The following is a 16,902-nucleotide window of genomic DNA, read 5'->3' on the forward strand; positions in this document are numbered from 1 at the left end:
ACAGCCAGCGATGCACATCCGATGCAACTATGCAGGACGCGCCCCTCCCCTGGTAGCCCATGCCCCACCTTCGTCGTCTATTTGGCAGCTGGCTGCGCCTGCGTCGTCGCTTGCGTTGGCGATGGCGTGAGCACCAGGCCTCGGCGCCGGCCGTCGAGCCCGCCGAGGGCCCACTGCGCGCCGCGCTGTACAGCGTTGAACAGATGGAAGTGTACGGCCGGGCGCTTGCACGCCAGCATCGCGTACGGATGCACCCCGGCCCGGAGCGCTTGCTCGGTCGCCTGCAAGCCAATGAGCGCGTGCTGGTAGACGCCAACACGCTACTCAGCAGCGTGGTGCGCGAACAGCGGCCGGTGACCCCGGCGGGGGAATGGCTGCTCGACAACTACTACCTGATCGAGGAACAGATCCAGACCGCGCGCCGGCATCTGCCGCGCGGCTACAGCCGGCAGCTGCCTTCACTTGCCTCCGGCCCCTCGGCTGGATTGCCGCGGGTATATGAACTGTCGATGCAGGCCATTGCGCATGGTGATGGGCGCATTGACGCAGACACGCTGGGCCGGTTCATTGCCTCATACCAGTCTCTCGCGCCACTGAGCTTGGGCGAACTGTGGGCAGTTCCCATCATGCTGCGCCTGGCTCTGCTGGAAAATCTGCGGCGCATGGCAGCGCGGGTGATGCGCGACGGAACCGACCGCCGCCTGGCTTCGACATGGGCTGACAACCTGAATCAAGCTGCCTCCGAGACCCCCACCGAAGTGGTCCTCGTGGTTGCCGACCTGGCACGGTCCGCGCCGCCGTTGACCGGCGCATTCATCGCCGAGCTGACGCGCTCGCTGCAGGGGCGCGGCGGTGCGTGGGCCATGCCTGTCGCATGGTTGGAACAGTGGGCTGCAGCGGCCGGGCAGCGCGTGGACGAGCTGGTCGCCGCCGAGGGGCAGCAGCAGGCGGCCGATCAGGTATCCATCGGCAACAGCATCGGCAGCCTGCGCTTTCTGTCCACCATGGATTGGCGCACGTTTGTTGAAGAGATGAGTGTGGTGGAGCAGCGCCTGCGGGAAGACCCGATGGCCGTGTACGCGCAGATGGATTTCGCCACCCGCGACAGCTATCGCCACGTGGTGGAGAAGATCGCCCGCGGTAGCAGAATGGCAGAGGAGCGCGTTGCCCGCATCGCACTGGACCTGGCACGGGCGGCTACGCCGCCTGATGGGCCGCGGACGCACGTGGGCTACTGGCTGGTTGGCGAAGGCCGCAGCGCCACCGTTGAAGCGGTAGCGGAGGCAGCACCGCGCCACCGCAGGGCGCGGCAACTGGCACACCGCGTGCCGCTTGCGCTGTACCTGCTGCCGATCGCCGTGCTGGCAGTTCTGGCCACCGCTGCCCTGCTGGCAACCGGCGCTGGTTCTGTGCACATCTGGCTGGCCGCGCTGCTCGCGCTGCTGGTGTTCAGTGAACTGGGCATCGTGCTGGTGAACTGGGCCGCGACGGTGCTGGTTGCACCCAGGCCGCTGCCCAAGCTGGATTTCAGCGAGGGCATTCCTGCCGCCTGCGCCACCGTGGTCGCGGTCCCCTCGATGCTGTCCAGCATGGACGGAATCGACGTGCTGGTCGAAGCGCTGGAGGTCCGCTTCCTGGCCAACCGAGATCCGCAGCTGCGCTTCGTACTGCTGACGGACTTTCTCGACGCAGCGGCAGCCACGGTGGCGATGGACGACGCCCTGCTTGCGCACGCCGTGGCGCGGATCGAAGCGCTGAACAGCCGCTACGCGCCTGAGCGCGGTGATCGCTTCTACCTGCTGCACCGCCCCAGGCAATGGAATCCTGGTGAAGGTGTGTGGATGGGATACGAGCGCAAGCGCGGCAAGCTGGCAGCGCTCAATGCCCTGCTCCGGCAGGGCGATGCCGCCGCGTTCATGCGCATCGTCGGCGATGCGGCTGCGTTGATCGGTGTCCGTTACGTCATCACGTTGGATTCGGACACGCAACTTCCGCGCGATGCGGCACGCGCGTTTGTCGCCACCTTGGCGCACCCACTCAACCGCCCGCGCTTCGACCCGACGCTGCAACGCGTGGTGGAAGGGTACGGCATCCTGCAGCCCAGCGTCGGCACCAGCCTGGGCCGGCGCCGAACCTCGCGTTTTGCCCGGATGTTCGGCAGCGAGCCTGGCATCGATCCATACACGCGCATGGTCTCCGACGTCTACCAGGACCTGTTCGACGAAGGCTCGTTCGTGGGCAAGGGCATCTATGACGTCGACGCCTTCGAACAAGCGCTCGAGGGCCGCCTGCCCGAGAACCGCATCCTCAGCCACGACTTGCTTGAAGGCTGCTATGCGCGCGCAGGTCTGGTGAGTGACGTGCGCCTGTACGAGGACTACCCCGAACGTTACGCTGCCGACGCCAAGCGCCGGGCGCGCTGGATCCGCGGTGACTGGCAGCTGTTGCCCTGGTTGATGCCGTGGACACCGCGCCCGGGCCCGGGCCGGGAGCGCAACCGGCTCAGCCTGCTGTCCCGCGGCAAGTTGCTGGACAACCTGCGCCGCAGCCTGGTGCCGATCGCTGCCCTGGCCTTGCTGGTGCTGGGCTGGTTGTATGCCGGAAACCCTGCTGCCTGGACGGCGTGGGTGCTGGCCCTGTGGTTCGCCCCGCCGGTGGTAGGAATGCTGCGCGATGCACTGAGCGTTCCGGACGACACACCACTGGAGGCGCATTACATCAAGGTCGGGCGCGGTACGCTGCAGTCGTTGCTGCGCGCGTCGACCCAGGTCGCATGTCTGCCCTTCGAAGCGTTGCTGGCCAGTGATGCGGTGATGCGCACGCTCTGGCGCATGGCCGTCACGCGCCGTCACCTGCTGCAGTGGAACCCCTCCAGCGAAGTCGAGCGCCATCTCGGTAGTGACCGCGGTGCGGAATGGAGGGTGATGGCGCCGGCTTCACTGCTGTCACTGGCTCTGTTGGCCGCAGTGGCCAGCGTACGCCCGCAGGCATTGCCGCCCGCCCTGCCCTTGCTGTTGGCATGGACCTTTGCGCCGGCGTTGATGGCTTGGTTGGGCCGTCCCCCTGCGGCCATCGTGGCGGAGCTGTCCGTTACGCAGCGGGCGTTTCTGGGCCGGCTGGCGCGGCGCACCTGGTCTTTCTTCCAGGCCTGGGTGCGTGAGCAGGATCATTGGTTGCCACCGGACAACATCCAGGAGCACCCGTCGCTGGTGGTGGCGCGCCGCACCTCGCCAACCAACATCGGCCTGTCCCTTCTGGCCAATCTGTCGGCGTGGGATTTCGGCTACCTGCAGATGGGCGCGGTTGCTGAACGTACGGCCCTCACCTTCGATACGCTGGACAAGCTGCCGCGCCATCGCGGTCACTTCCTCAACTGGTACGACACCGGAACCCTTGCGCCGCTGCCGCCGCGCTATGTCTCCACCGTGGACAGCGGCAACCTGGCCGGCCATCTGCTGACGCTGCGCCAGGGCCTGCTCGCACTGGTGGATGCGCCGGTACTGGCGCCGCACACGTTCGACGGCCTGGCCGATACCCTCGGTGTACTGGAAGAGGAACGGCAGCGTTATCGCCCCAACGATGCACCACTGGTCGAGGGGCTCAACCACCTTCGCCAGCGTCTGGCGTCTGCGTGTATCGATCGCCCTGCCGGAACGGCGGAGACTCGTGCCCGCTTGCAGGAGTTGGCGGGCCTGGCCGACCTATTGCTGGCGCAGTGGCCCGCACCGCCGTCGCCCCGGGAAGGCGAACTGCATTGGCCGGGCCTGTTCGCTGCCGAATGCCACGCCGCCCAGGCGGCACTCGCTGAACTCCCTGCCGATGCCACGATGGACGATGAGTCCCCGGTGCCAAGCCTCCGCCAGCTGGCCGCCCTGCCCGGTACAGCGGGTGCGGACGCGCGCGCGCGCATTGAGGAGCTGCAGGGCCTGGCGCACCGCGCCGGGCAGTTCTCGCTGATGGAATACGGGTTCCTGTTCTACCGCACCCGCAACCTGCTCTCGATCGGCTACAACGTCGACGACCATCGCCTCGACAACAGCTTCTACGACCTGCTGGCCTCCGAAGCGCGGCTGTGCGCCTTCGTCGCCATCGCCCAGGGCCAGCTGGCGCAGGAAAGCTGGTTCGCGCTTGGGCGGATGCTCACCGAGGTCAACGGTACGCCGACGCTGTTGTCATGGAGTGGCTCGATGTTCGAGTACCTCATGCCCCAGCTGGTGATGCCCAGCTATCCGGACACGCTGCTGGACCAGACCACGCGGCAGGCGGTCGAGGCGCAGATCGTCTACGGTCGTACCCTGAACCTGCCATGGGGGGTGTCCGAGTCCGGCTACAACGCCGTCGATGCCCGCCTGAACTACCAGTACCGGGCGTTTGGTGTGCCGGGACTGGGGCTCAAGCGTGGCCTCGGCCAGGATCGGGTCATCGCACCCTATGCGAGCATGATGGCACTGATGGTGGCGCCGGAAGCAGCCTGCCAGAACCTGCAGGAGCTGGAGGCATTGGGCTTTACCGGACGCTTTGGCATGTACGAGGCCATCGACTACACGCCCGCGCGAGTGCCGCCCGGGCAGGATCACGTACTGTTGCGTTCGTTCATGGCCCACCACCAGGGCATGGGTCTGCTGTCGCTGGACTACCTGCTGCGCGATCAGCCAATGCAGCGCCGGTTCCTTGCCGACGTCGAGTTCCAGGCCACCCTGCTGTTGCTGCAGGAGCGCATCCCGCGCATCGGCGTATTCCACCCGCACGAGGTGGAGGCGCTGGGCGAGCACTCGGCCATGGCCGAGGACGAGACGTCGCTGCGTGTGCTGCAGGATCCGGGCGGCCCCCGCCCGGAAGTACAGCTGCTGTCCAACGGCCGCTATCACGGCATGCTGACCCACGCCGGCGGTGGCTACAGCCGCCATGGCGACCTGTCGCTCACCCGCTGGCGTGAGGATGGCACCACCGACGCCTGGGGGTCGTTCTGCTATCTGCGTGATGTGGACAGCGGCGAGTTCTGGTCCGCCGCGTACCAACCCACCTGCGTGGCGGTAGACCATTACGAGGCGATCTTCTCGGACGCCAAGGCGGAATTCCGTGGTACGCGCCGCGGCTGCGAGAGCCACCTGCAGGTTGCCATCTCCGCCGAGGACGACATCGAGCTCAGGCGCCTGCGCCTGACAAATCGCAGCCGTCGCCCGCGCACCGTGGAGGTCACCACCTATGCCGAAGTGGTACTGGCACCCGCTGCGGCCGACGATGCGCATCCGGCCTTCAGCAATCTCTTCGTGCAGAGCGAGATCCTGGCGGCCAAGCAGGCCGTGTTATGCACCCGCCGTCCTCGTTCGCACGACGAGGTGCCGCCATGGATGTTCCATCTGGTAGCGGTGCATGACGCAGCAGTCGTCTCGATTTCCTACGAAACCGACCGTGCGCGCTTCCTGGGCCGTGGCAATACGCCACGGGCACCGCAGGCGTTGACCACCGACACCGATCTGTCCGGCACCGACGGCTCAGTGCTCGATCCAATCGTGGCCATCCGCGTCCGCGTGGTGCTTGAGCCAGAGCAGACGGTGCAGCTCGACATGGTGTATGGCGTTGGCGCCGACCGCCCCGGTTGCGAGGTGCTGGTAGACAAATACCGTGACCGCCGCCTGGCCGACCGCGTCTTTGACCTGGCATGGACACACAGCCAAGTGGTGCGCCGGCAGATCAACGCCAGCCAGGCCGAGGCGGCGCTGTACGAGCGCTTGGCCGCCCACGTGCTGTACGCCGGGCCACTGCTGCGCGCGGGTGCCGGGGTTCTGCTGCAGAACCAGCGCGGACAATCCGGGCTATGGAGCCATGCCATCTCGGGTGACCTGCCCATCGTGCTGCTCAAGGTCACCGATGCGGACAACGTGGAACTGGTCAGGCAGCTGGTGCAGGCGCACGCCTATTGGCGCCAGAAGGGGCTCAATACCGATCTGGTCATCTGGAACGACAGCAAGGCCGGCTATCGGCAGGAACTGCAGGACCAGATTCTGGGGATGGTGGCCGCCAGTTCGGAAACGGGCCTGCTGGACCGCCCCGGCGGCATCTTCGTACGGCCGGTGCAGAACATGACTCACGAGGACCGAGTCCTGTTGCAGGCGGTGGCACGGGCGGTGATCAGCGACGAAGACGGCACCCTCGCTGCGCAGGTCGGCCGCCAATCGCTGCCTCAGCGACGGATCCCGCCCCTGGTGCCGCAGGCGGTACAGCAGGAGCTGGCCGTGTTGCCGGACGCGGCGCCGGGGCTCCCCATCGTCACTGACGCGGGCCCCGACGCCGGCTTGCCCCCGGGCGCCGAGCACGACGAGGAGATGGATGATCCGTGGCCGTTCCTTCCCTGCCGTGGCGCCGGCCAGTTCGACAACGGCACCGGCAGTTTCAGCGAGGACGGCCGCGAGTACGTCGTGGTGGTGCGCGAAGGCGCGCCGACGCCGGCGCCATGGGCCAACGTGATCGCCAACGCCCGCCTGGGCACGGTCGTCAGCGAAAGTGCGCCGGGCTACACGTGGTTCGAGAATGCGCACGAATTCCGCTTGACGCCCTGTCTCAATGACCCGGTCTCGGACACGGGCGGCGAGGCGTTTTACCTGCGCGATGAGGAAACCGGTCATGTCTGGTCGCCAATGCCGCTGCCGCGCAGGGGCACCGGGGCATACCGTACGCGCCATGGATTCGGCTACACGGTCTACGAGCATGTCGAGGACGGCATCGCCAGTGAGCTGTGGGTGTTTGTCGACGTCGCCGCGCCATTGAAGTTCTCGGTCATGCGCTTGCAAAACCTGTCGGGCAGGACACGGCGGCTGTCCGCCATCGGCTACGTCGAGTGGGTGATGGGTGACCTGCGCGCGAAGTCGCGCATGCACGTGGTCACCGAGCGCGATCCACAGACCGGGGCGCTGCTGGCGCGAAATGCCTATAGCACCGACTTCGGCGGCCGGATGGCTTTCTTCGACACCGATGCCGACGGCTGCGGCTGGACCTGTGATCGCCTGGAGTTCATCGGCCGCAACGGTAGCCTGCATGCACCGGCGGCGCTGGGGCGAGAACGGCTGGATGGGCGGACGGGTGCAGGCCTGGATCCCTGCGCGGCGATCCAGGTGCCACTGGAGCTGCCGCCAGGCGACCGCAGTGAAACCACGTTCCGCCTTGGTGCCGGCCGCGACCGCGAGGAAGCGCTGGCGCTGGCACGAAGCCGCCAGGGCGCCCAGGAGGCCATCGACGCGCTGGACGCGGTGCGCATCCACTGGCGCAATGTGCTGGCCACGGTGCAGGTGCGTACGCCGGACCCGGCGTTGGACGCACTGGCCAATGGCTGGCTGATCTACCAGACACTGGGGTGCCGCTACCTGGCGCGCAGTGGCTACTATCAGTCAGGCGGAGCGTTCGGCTTCCGCGACCAACTGCAGGACGCGCTCGCCCTCGTGCACACTCGCCCGGAGCTGACCCGCGAACACCTGCTGCTGTGCGCTGCACACCAGTTCACCGAAGGCGACGTGATGCACTGGTGGCATCCGCCGCAAGGTCGGGGCGTGCGCACCCGCTGCTCCGACGATTATCTGTGGCTACCCCATGGCGCGTGCCGTTACCTGGAGATCACCGGCGACGCGAGTGTGCTGGAGGACGTGGTCGGCTTCATCGAGGGGCGTGCAGTGACCGCGGAAGAGGAAGGCTACTACGACACGCCTACACCTTCGACGCAGCGCGACACCCTGTACGCGCACTGCGTGCTGGCGCTTGAACGCGGTTGCCGGCTGCTTGGCGAGCGCGGTCTGCCGTTGATGGGGAGCGGTGACTGGAACGATGGCATGAACCGCGTCGGCGACCAGCAGCGTGGTGAAAGTGTGTGGCTCGGGTTCTTCCTGCATGACACGCTCCACCGCTTCATCGGGGTGGCCAACGCGCGTGGCGATGCCTCCCGGGCGCAGTGGTGCCAACAGCAGGCCGAAAGCCTGCGCCAGAATCTCGAACAGCATGCCTGGGATGGGCAATGGTATCGCCGCGCCTGGTTCGACAACGGCGCCCCGTTGGGCTCGTCCCAGAACCAGGAGTGCCGCATCGACTCGATTTCACAGAGCTGGTCGGTGCTGTCAGGCGTTGCTGCACCTGAGCGTGCCACGCAAGCGCTGGAGTCGCTTTACACGCATCTGGTGCGAAAGGACGCCCAGTTGATCCAGCTGCTCGATCCGCCCTTCGACCAGACCACGGAAGACCCCGGCTACATTCGTGGATACGTACCCGGCGTGCGCGAGAATGGCGGCCAGTACACCCACGCGGCCGTGTGGGCGGCCATGGCATTCGCACAGCAGGGAGACACGGTGCGTGCCTGGGAGCTGGCCGGCATGATCAACCCGCTCAATCACGCGCTGGATCCGGAGGCGGTGCAGATCTACCGCGTCGAGCCCTATGTGTTGGCGGCGGACGTATACGCCGTATCTCCACACCTCGGGCGCGGCGGCTGGACGTGGTACACCGGTTCGGCCGGCTGGATGTATCGCCTGTTGGTCGAATCCCTGCTCGGCATACGTCGCGAGGGCAATCGCCTATCGCTCGCGCCCTGCCTCCCCGATCACTGGCCATCATTCGAACTGAGCTACCGCTTCGGCCGCAGCTTCTACGAATTCGTGGTGACCCGCACTGCGCACGGCCAGCCTACGCTGCATGTAGATGGAATGCTGCAGCCGGACCTTACCGTCGTGCTTCGGGATGACGGCCATCACTACCGTGTTGCGCTTGATCTAGGGGCGGCCACGGGATGAACGTCCGCCCCGAAATCCAGGTGCAGCTTGATGCGCTGGGCGAGATGCTGGTGCACTGGTTGGTACAGGTGCGGCATCCGGCGCAGTTCTGGCCGCAGTTTGAATTGCTGGCTGGGGAGATTCTGGACCAATGCGAGCACGCTGAGAGAGGTCATGCGCACGCGGCCGTCCAGGCCATGCTCAAACGCCACGCTTTGCAGCTGCCTGAATGGCACCAGCGTGACAGCAGGTTGCCACCGAGGACGTCAGGAGAGTAGTCACTGTTACTACCCTGGATGATCAGCAGGATGGCTTTGTGGCCTTCTCATTCTTACACTGAAAATCCGTCAGAGACGTTTTGCATCCATCACTGATAGCGAGCCCTGACCTCCTTAACCCCGATGTCCCCTATCGGCCAGGAGCGGACATCTACCCTACCCCTGATAACGCGCCCTCTGCCGCATACGAAAATTGCTTGCGGCGGCCACACCAAGCTTCCCGAACCGGGCAGGCGCAGTCAAAACGGCTACTTCGTGCCCGGGACCACGCTTGTAGCCTTACGCGCAATTTCGAGCGATGTAATGTCGCTGGCCGGGAGAAGCGTTGTCGTCTTTTTCGCGTGGTCCCACAAACCATACGTATCACCAAGGCGCCCTGACAAGACCAGGTCGCCACGCGTGCCGGCTTCAGTGCGGAGGATGGAGGTGTAGGGTTGGTCCCCTGTAGTGCTGTCCGCCGCCCGCTTCTCGCCGAGCCAGCTTGAAACAACCGACACGTAGACCAGCAATAACAGCGAGTGGATCATCCACGGCGAGTCCTTGATGGCACGGGGTACCACAGGCGAAAACTGGACCGCCAGTGCGCAGCAAAGGGTCAAGATCATCCCAATAAGCGCGACCCATGCCTCTGCCCACCAGATGAGGCCAGCAAGCGTGCCGAAGAAGACTATCGGAACTACCCATGCGCGGGCCCCGCCCTTTGCGGTCTGGCCCGTCAGCCGTGCTTCGATCCAGCTGGCGAGCAGCATCCCAACCGCCAAGAGAAACAGCACAAAAGCCATAGCGGCCAACCCAGCCAGGGCCAGTTCCCCTACCGCGACAAACTGGAACGGGTCCAGGCCGAAGTACCCCCAAAAGGCCTTCAGGTACAAGGCGCCTTGAACCAGTCCAAATGTGGCCAGAGCCGATCCCCAGCCCGCGAGTCCGGCTGGCAATCCGTCGGCCGGCCATGCCGGGCGGTGCGTGGAGGCCTTGCGCCTGCCGGTCGGATTGCACACCGGATTTCGAGCCACGCATCGTCCGCCACCTTGTGTTGTAGAGGTGACAGCCCGGGGGGCACACAACAAGCCCCATATCGTCATAGGAATCTTCAAGGTCATCATCGACAAGAATGTGGCAGTTGGGCGGCAATGTGGGCTCCTTCTTTGCAAAGCAGACCCGCAGTCCTGAGTGGTGCCTGGCGCGGTCGATGACCAGCGCTGCTTCGTCCTTCAATCCATCGCCGTTCATGTCGAGGCTTACTTTGGCGAAGCGGCTGCTGCGCTCAGGAGGATAAAACGGCTCATGGCTATCCGTGGCCTTCTTGAGGGATCTGGCTCCTGCCAGCGGATACATCACGGGCCAAGCCAATACCAGCATTCGGGTGCGGCGCCCCACGCGGGGGCTGCGAGAGAAAAGCAGCCGAGCAGGCTCGACTCTACGGTTCGCGGGCGGTTCCGGATTAATCGGGTGGTATGTTCGGATCGGTTGCATAGCGCCAGGCGATGGTGCTCTGCAGGTGGCACTGCAGGTGGTCGAGGAACACGCGCACCCGAGGCGCCAACTGCTTGCCGGGCCCATGCACGGCACTCAGCGGTGAGGTCGCCAATGCGTGGTCGGGCAGTACCTCCACCAGCCGGCCAGCCTGCAGATCTTCTGCCACATCCCAGATGGATTTTCGCGCAATGCCGGCGCCCTGCACGGCCATCAACTGCGCCACTTCGCCGTCATCGCACAGGGTCGTGGCGTTGACCGGTGCAGTAATGGTCCGGCTGCCTTCCAGGAAGCGCCAATGGCTGACCGGCGGGCTGCCGCTGGCGATGCAGTCGTGGCCCTGCAGATCGGCGATGCGGCGCGGCATGCCCCGCCGCTGCAGATACTCGGGGGATGCGCACAGCACCCGCCGGTTGGGAGCCAGTTGCCGCGCCACCAGGCGCGAATCGTCCAGCGCGCCGTAGCGCAGGGCCAGTTCGATGCCCTCGCCCACCAGGTCCACCACTTCATCGCGCAGTGAAAGGTGTACCCGCACCCCCGGATGGGCCTTCTGGAAGCTGCGCACCGCCGGCACCACGTGGCGGCGGCCAAACCCGTTGGGCGCGGTCAGCCGCAGCACGCCGGCCACCACATCCTGGCGCTGCTCCAAGGCAGCTTCTGCGGCGTCCACGGCATCCAGCACGTTCTGGCAATGCACCCGGAAGAGTTGCCCCTCATCGGTCAACGAGGCGCGCCGCGTACTGCGGTGGAGCAGCCGCACTTTCAGCCTGCGCTCCAGCGAGGTCAGCCGCTTGCTCACCACCGCGAGGGATACCCCCAGGTCGCGCGCAGCGGCAGAAAGGCTGCCGCCGTGAACGATGCGCTCGAAGGTACGCAGCTCGTGGAGGTCATCGATCACGGCACTTCTTTCCGTTGGGGCAACAGTTCATTTCCCATATTGCCATTACGGAAAGTCTGCTGCATCCACACAATGGGTTGATCGTGAATGCGCACGCGCTCGCGACAGCTCGCGCGCGATGCTTCACAACAGCCACCCTGCAGGTAGCCAGACCATGAACGACAACTCCGACAAGCCGCTGCCGGCGCTCACCCGCCGTCGCTTTTTCCAGGGTCTGACCCTTATCCCCGTTGCCGCAGCGCTGCCGGGCTGCGCCCCGGGTGCTGCCCCCGGCGAGGCCGCGCCCCGCGCCGATGCAAGCACGCCGTATGCCCCGCAGTTCTTCACGGCGGCCGAGTGGTCCTTCGTGGTGGCGGCCTGCGACCGGCTGATTCCCTCGGACGAGGTGGGGCCCGGCGCGGTGGAATCGGGCGTGCCCGAGTTCCTCGACCGCCACATGCAGACGCCCTACGCCGCCGGGGATATCTGGTACATGCAGGGCCCCTTCCTGGAAGCGCCCAGCGAATTTGGCTACCAGGGCAAGCTGGTGCTGCGTGACATTCTGCGCGTGGGCATTGCTGCATTTGATGCGCAGTGCCGCCAGCAGCATCAGGGCAGGACCTTTGCCCAGCTGGACCACGCCGAGCAGGAAACCCTGCTAAAGGCGGCCGAGGGCGGCAAGCTCGAACTGGAAGGCATTTCCAGCAAGCTGTTCTTCTCAAATCTGCTGGGTGAGGTGAAGAACGGCTACTTCGCCGACCCCAAGTACGGCGCGAACAAGGACATGGGGGCCTGGAAGATGATCGGCTACCCCGGCATGCGCGCCGATTACCTGGATTGGATTGGTATACGGGACAAGGCCTACCCCTTGCCGCCCGTGGATCTGGCTGGACGGAGAGGCTGAAGCACATGGCACTTGTGAAACCGAAGGTCGACGCGGTCATCGTCGGCATGGGCTGGACAGGCGCGATCCTGGCCAAGGAACTGACCGATGCGGGCCTGCACGTGGTGGCGCTGGAACGCGGCGGCGACCGCGATACCCAGCCTGATTTTGCCTACCCCAACGTGGTGGACGAACTGGAGGGTTCGGTACACCGGCGTTATCTGCAGAGCCTGTCGCAGGAAACGGTGACCATCCGCCACAAGACTTCCGATACGGCCGTGCCCTACCGGCAGATGGGCTCCTTCAAGCCGGGTACCGGCGTGGGCGGTGCGGGCAGCCACTGGTCAGGCGCGCATTTCCGGCCTCTTCCGGAAGACATGAAGCTGCGCAGCAACGTGGAAGAGCGTTATGGCAAGGCCTTCATACCGGCCGACATGACCATCCAGGATTTCCCGGTGACCTATGCCGAGCTGGAGCCGCACCTGCACATGTTCGAGCTGGTGTGCGGCACCTCCGGCAAGGCCGGTGTCATCGACGGCGTGGTGCAGCAGGGTGGCAACCCGTTCGAGGGCTCGCGCTCGGCCGAATACCCGCTGGGCCCCAACCCCAACTACCTGGGCGGCGAGCTGTTCTACAAGGCGGCCAAGGAAATGGGCTGGCACCCCTACCCCATCCCGGCCTCGAACGCGTCCGGCCCGTATGTGAACCCGTATGGCTGCCAGCTGGGGCCGTGCAACGCCTGCGGTTTCTGCAGTGACTACGGCTGCCTGAATTACTCCAAGGCCAGCCCGAATGCCTGCATCCTGCCCGTGCTGCGCCAGCGACCCAAGTTCGAGCTGCGCACCCATTCGCAGGTGCTGAAGGTGAACCTGGATGGCAGCCGCAGCAAGGCCACGGGCGTGACATACCTGGATGCGCAGGGCCGCGAGGTGGAACAGCCGGCCGACATGGTGCTGCTGTGCGCGTTCCAGCTTTACAACGTGCACCTGATGCTGCTGTCCGGTATAGGCCAGCCGTACGACCCGGAAAGCAATACCGGCACGGTGGGTCGCAACTATTCCTACCAGAACCTCAACCGGGTGGTGCTGTTCTTCGACGAGACGGTGCAGGCCAATGGCTTCATCGGCATTGGCGGCGCCGGCACCACCATGGACGATCTCAACGGCAACCAGCTGGACAACGCGAAGGCAGGCTTCGTGGGCGGCGGTCTGGTGTGGGCGCGGCAGCCCGGCGCGGGCCCAGTGCGCGGCATCAACGTACCCAGCGGTACGCCGGCCTGGGGCGCCAAGTGGAAGAAGGCGGCGGCGGACAACTTCCGCCACAACTTCTACTACGAGGTGCAGGGGGCATGCATGTCCTACCGGCAGCACTACCTGAGCCTGGACCCAACTTACAAGGATGCCTTCGGCCGACCGCTGCTGCGCATGACCTTTGACTGGCACCCGAACGAGATCAAGGCCTCGCAGTTCTTCGTGGACAAGGCCATGCAGATGAGCAAGGTGCTGGACCCGCTTTCGATGAGCGGCGATGCCAAGAAGGTCGGCGAACGCTACAACATCACCAAGTACCAGAGCACGCATACCTGTGGCGGCGCGATCATGGGTGCAGACCCGAAGACCTCCGCGCTCAACCGCTACCTGCAGAGCTGGGATGTCTCCAACGTTTTCGTGATCGGCGCCAACGCCTTCCCGCAGAACAACGGCTACAACCCCACCGGCCTGGTGGGTGGCCTGGCCTACTGGGCGGCCACGGCCATCCGCGAAAAGTACCTACCCGACCCGGGCCCGCTGGTGCAGGCTTGAGGACGCGACCATGAAGAAGCTGTTCCTCTGGATCGCGGTGGTTGGCCTGGTCATGTTGCTGGCGGCCCTCGTCTGCGCGTTCGTGCCAACCAAGACCCGTGTACTGACGCAGGGCCCTGCGCCGGATGCTGCCCTGATTGAACGCGGCCGCTACCTGGCGGCGGCGGGCGACTGCACCGCCTGCCACACCCGGCCGGGCGGAAAGCCGTTTGCCGGCGGGCTGCCGGTGGCCTCGCCGCTGGGCAACATCTACAGCACCAACATCACCCCGGACAAGGACACCGGCATTGGTGGCTATTCGCTGGATGACTTTGACCGCGCGGTGCGGCATGGCATCGCACCCGATGGCCGCACGCTATACCCGGCCATGCCCTACCCCTCGTATGCGCGCATCACCGACGAGGATGTGCGGGCGCTGCACGCGTACTTTTTGCATGGCGATATCGAGCCGGTCAAGGAAGCCAACAAGCCGGTTGAGATTACCTGGCCGCTGTCGATGCGCTGGCCGCTGGCCATCTGGCGCAAGACTTTCGCGCCGGAGGCGGATGCGGTGGCCTTCGATGCCGGCCGCTACGGCGACGCACAGCTGGCACGGGGCGCCTACCTGGTGCAGGGCTTGGGCCATTGCGGCAGCTGCCATACGCCGCGCGGGTTTGCGCTGCAGGAAAAGGCACTGGACGAATCCGGCGCTGAGTACCTGAGCGGCGGCCAGATCATCGACGGCTGGAATGCGGTGAACCTGCGTGGCAACCCCGCCGATGGCCTGGGCCGCTGGAGCGAGCAGGACATCGTGGACACATTGCAGACCGGCCGCAATGCCCACAGCACCGTGGTTGGCACGCCGATGTCCGACGTGGTGGTGCACAGCACGCAGAAGCTGACCGAGGAAGATCTGCGGGCGATGGCCGTGTACCTGAAACAGTTGCCGGGCAGCGGTCATGACCCCTCTTCGTTTGCTGCCAGCGATGCCACCGCGCGCAAGCTGCAGGCCGGCATCAACGACAGCCGCGGCGCCGAGCTGTTCGTGGACAACTGCGCAGCCTGCCACCGGACCGACGCCCTGGGTTACAGGAACGTGTTCCCGGCCATTGCGGGCAACCCGACCGTGCTGGCGGACGACCCTACATCGGTTGTGCGCCTGCTGATGCACGGCAGTGCGTTGCCCTCCACGGACAAACGCCCCTCCAACCTGGGCATGCCGGGCTTTGCCGAGCGCCTGAGCGATGAGGAAATCGCCCAGCTGGCGACCTTCATCCGCCAGGAGTTTGGCAACACGGCGTCTGCAGTGGATGCGGGCCTGGCCAGGAAGGTGCGGGCGCAGCTGCAGAAGGAGCAGAAACACGCTGCGGCCGCGCACGATCCAACCGATGCTTCTGACGATGAGGCGCCTGCCAGGTAAGCAGAGCGCCAGAGGTGTGGCGCGCCGGGATCAGCCCCGGCGCGCCTCAGAAGTAGAAGCCGATGTTGACGTTCAACCGGGAGCGCCACCGCGAGGGTCCGCCATCATCGATGCCGATGCCTTCGCCACCGGCAAACCACATGTCGCGGCCTGCAATCCAGTCGACGTAGGTGGTCATGATGCCCTTCTGCAGGCTGCAGCCGGTGACGTTCTGCCATGAGTCGCGGATGCCGGCGCCATGCCCCACCGGCCGCGCCATGCTGAGGTTGTTGTAGCAGGTCAGGTCATCGAGCCTGCCCTTTCGCGCAAACGAGTAGGCGACATTCGCGCTCGGCACATCGGCCTGCGCCGCAATCTCGAACGGCGCCTGGAAAGCGGACATGGCGATGCGCTCACCGGGGACGTCGTAGCGATAGCGCGCCCACTGCAGCTGCGTCGTCCAGCCATCGCGCTTCCACTGTGCGTGCAGTGCTGCGCCCTGGTGGCCATGATGGCGGCGCGTCTGCGTGTTCTGCACCTTTCCCGCAAAGGCCGATGCGCCCAGCAGCAGCTCGCCACCTGCCCAGGCATGCGCCTGCTCTACCCGTGCATGCAACAGCTGCCGCTCGCGGTACGGCAGCGCATCGGTCTGCGCCACATCGAACGAGTAGCGGTCATAGCGGGCACCGGAGCCGTATTCGTCGCCGGAGAACCAGCCGAAGTGCCAAGTGGTATCACCACTGTTGTGGACCAGCACCAGGCCGGGGTCGTAGTCATCCTCGATGCCCAGGTAATAGCCAGAACCAAACCAGAAACTCTGCGAGACCGTAGGCAGCAGCCCGAACGGCACCTGCTGGATCCCGGCCTTCAACTGGGTCTGCTCGGAGAACTGCCAGCCGGCATAGACGTGGTGCACGGCGTGGAAGCCGTCGTACCAGCGGTACTGGGCGGAGAATGAAAAGGGGCCTGCCCCGGCGTCGAGGTCTGCACGCAGCAGTTCCAGCTGCAGGCGGCTGGTGGGCGCGTAATCGAGCCAGCCATAGTTGAATCGCACAGCACCACCGGGCTCGAAATAGGGCGCTGCATCCGGGCCGCGCCCTGATGCACTGGTCTGAAATGCGATACCTGCCAGCACGCTGGCGGCAATAAAAGAAAGGGCTTTCACTATGGCGCTACCGCCTCCCTACTCTGCGGGGAAAGCACACCATTCTGCTGCTTTAGCGATGAAGGTCGCGTCTTACGCCAGGGTCGGGCCAGGGCCCGGCCGCCCACGCTGGTCACGGCAGCGGTCCGAGCAGTAGCGCACGCTCTCCCAATCCCGCGCCCATTTGCGGCGCCAGGAAAATGGCCGGCCACAGGTCGCGCAGATCTTCTGCGGCAGGTCTGCTCGCTTCTTCATTTTTGCCATAGTCCCTCGCCTACGCGGCGAGGACGGAATCGGATGCATCCAGAGCGATCTTT

9 protein-coding genes are annotated in these 16,902 nt (G+C 65.7%); 5 read left to right on the forward strand and 4 right to left on the reverse strand.

The genetic code is table 11. The features are described 5' to 3' along the window. Positions 1-59 precede the first annotated feature (59 nt). On the forward strand, positions 60-8,771 hold the full coding sequence (locus tag DCO49_RS00455) for a glycoside hydrolase family 94 protein (protein ID WP_116862291.1): 8,712 nt from the start codon (positions 60-62) through the stop codon (positions 8,769-8,771). Then, entirely contained in the window at positions 8,768-9,028 is a 261-nt protein-coding gene (locus DCO49_RS00460) for a hypothetical protein (protein WP_116862292.1), read from the forward strand. Before DCO49_RS00455 ends, DCO49_RS00460 begins: the two co-directional genes overlap by 4 nt. 248 nt (positions 9,029-9,276) lie before the next feature. Here the strand turns inward: DCO49_RS00460 and DCO49_RS00465 are convergent, their stop codons facing one another. Further along, a complete protein-coding gene (locus DCO49_RS00465; RefSeq protein WP_243402594.1) occupies positions 9,277-9,900 on the reverse strand; it encodes a hypothetical protein in 624 nt (207 codons plus the stop codon). A gap of 569 nt (positions 9,901-10,469) precedes the next feature. Next, a complete protein-coding gene (locus DCO49_RS00475) occupies positions 10,470-11,399 on the reverse strand; it encodes a LysR family transcriptional regulator (RefSeq protein WP_116862295.1) in 930 nt (309 codons plus the stop codon). Positions 11,400-11,553: 154 nt separating this feature from the next. Between DCO49_RS00475 and DCO49_RS00480 the strand changes: the two genes are divergently transcribed. The 3 genes from DCO49_RS00480 to DCO49_RS00490 are packed head-to-tail and all read left to right on the forward strand — an operon-like array spanning position 11,554 to position 15,462. After that, positions 11,554-12,282 (forward strand): gluconate 2-dehydrogenase subunit 3 family protein, encoded by a 729-nt coding sequence (locus DCO49_RS00480; RefSeq protein ID WP_116862296.1) that lies wholly within the window; start codon positions 11,554-11,556, stop codon positions 12,280-12,282. A 5-nt stretch (positions 12,283-12,287) separates the two neighbouring features. After that, positions 12,288-14,063, forward strand: a complete 1,776-nt coding sequence (locus DCO49_RS00485) for a GMC family oxidoreductase (RefSeq protein WP_116862297.1) — start codon at positions 12,288-12,290, stop codon at positions 14,061-14,063. Positions 14,064-14,073: 10 nt separating this feature from the next. Then, positions 14,074-15,462 carry a c-type cytochrome gene (locus DCO49_RS00490; protein ID WP_116862298.1) on the forward strand — a complete coding sequence of 463 codons (1,389 nt, stop codon included), beginning with the start codon at positions 14,074-14,076 and terminating at the stop codon, positions 15,460-15,462. A gap of 46 nt (positions 15,463-15,508) precedes the next feature. On the opposite strand, the gene DCO49_RS00495 is transcribed toward DCO49_RS00490, so the two are convergent. Then, complete coding sequence (locus DCO49_RS00495) at positions 15,509-16,495, reverse strand: hypothetical protein (RefSeq protein WP_243402595.1); 987 nt, start codon at positions 16,493-16,495, stop codon at positions 15,509-15,511. Between the two features lie 183 nt (positions 16,496-16,678). After that, positions 16,679-16,849 carry a DUF2256 domain-containing protein gene (locus tag DCO49_RS00500; RefSeq protein ID WP_116862299.1) on the reverse strand — a complete coding sequence of 57 codons (171 nt, stop codon included), beginning with the start codon at positions 16,847-16,849 and terminating at the stop codon, positions 16,679-16,681. Between the last annotated feature and the right edge of the window lie 53 nt (positions 16,850-16,902).

Source organism: Stenotrophomonas sp. SPM (assembly GCF_003105135.1).
GTDB lineage: Bacteria > Pseudomonadota > Gammaproteobacteria > Xanthomonadales > Xanthomonadaceae > Stenotrophomonas.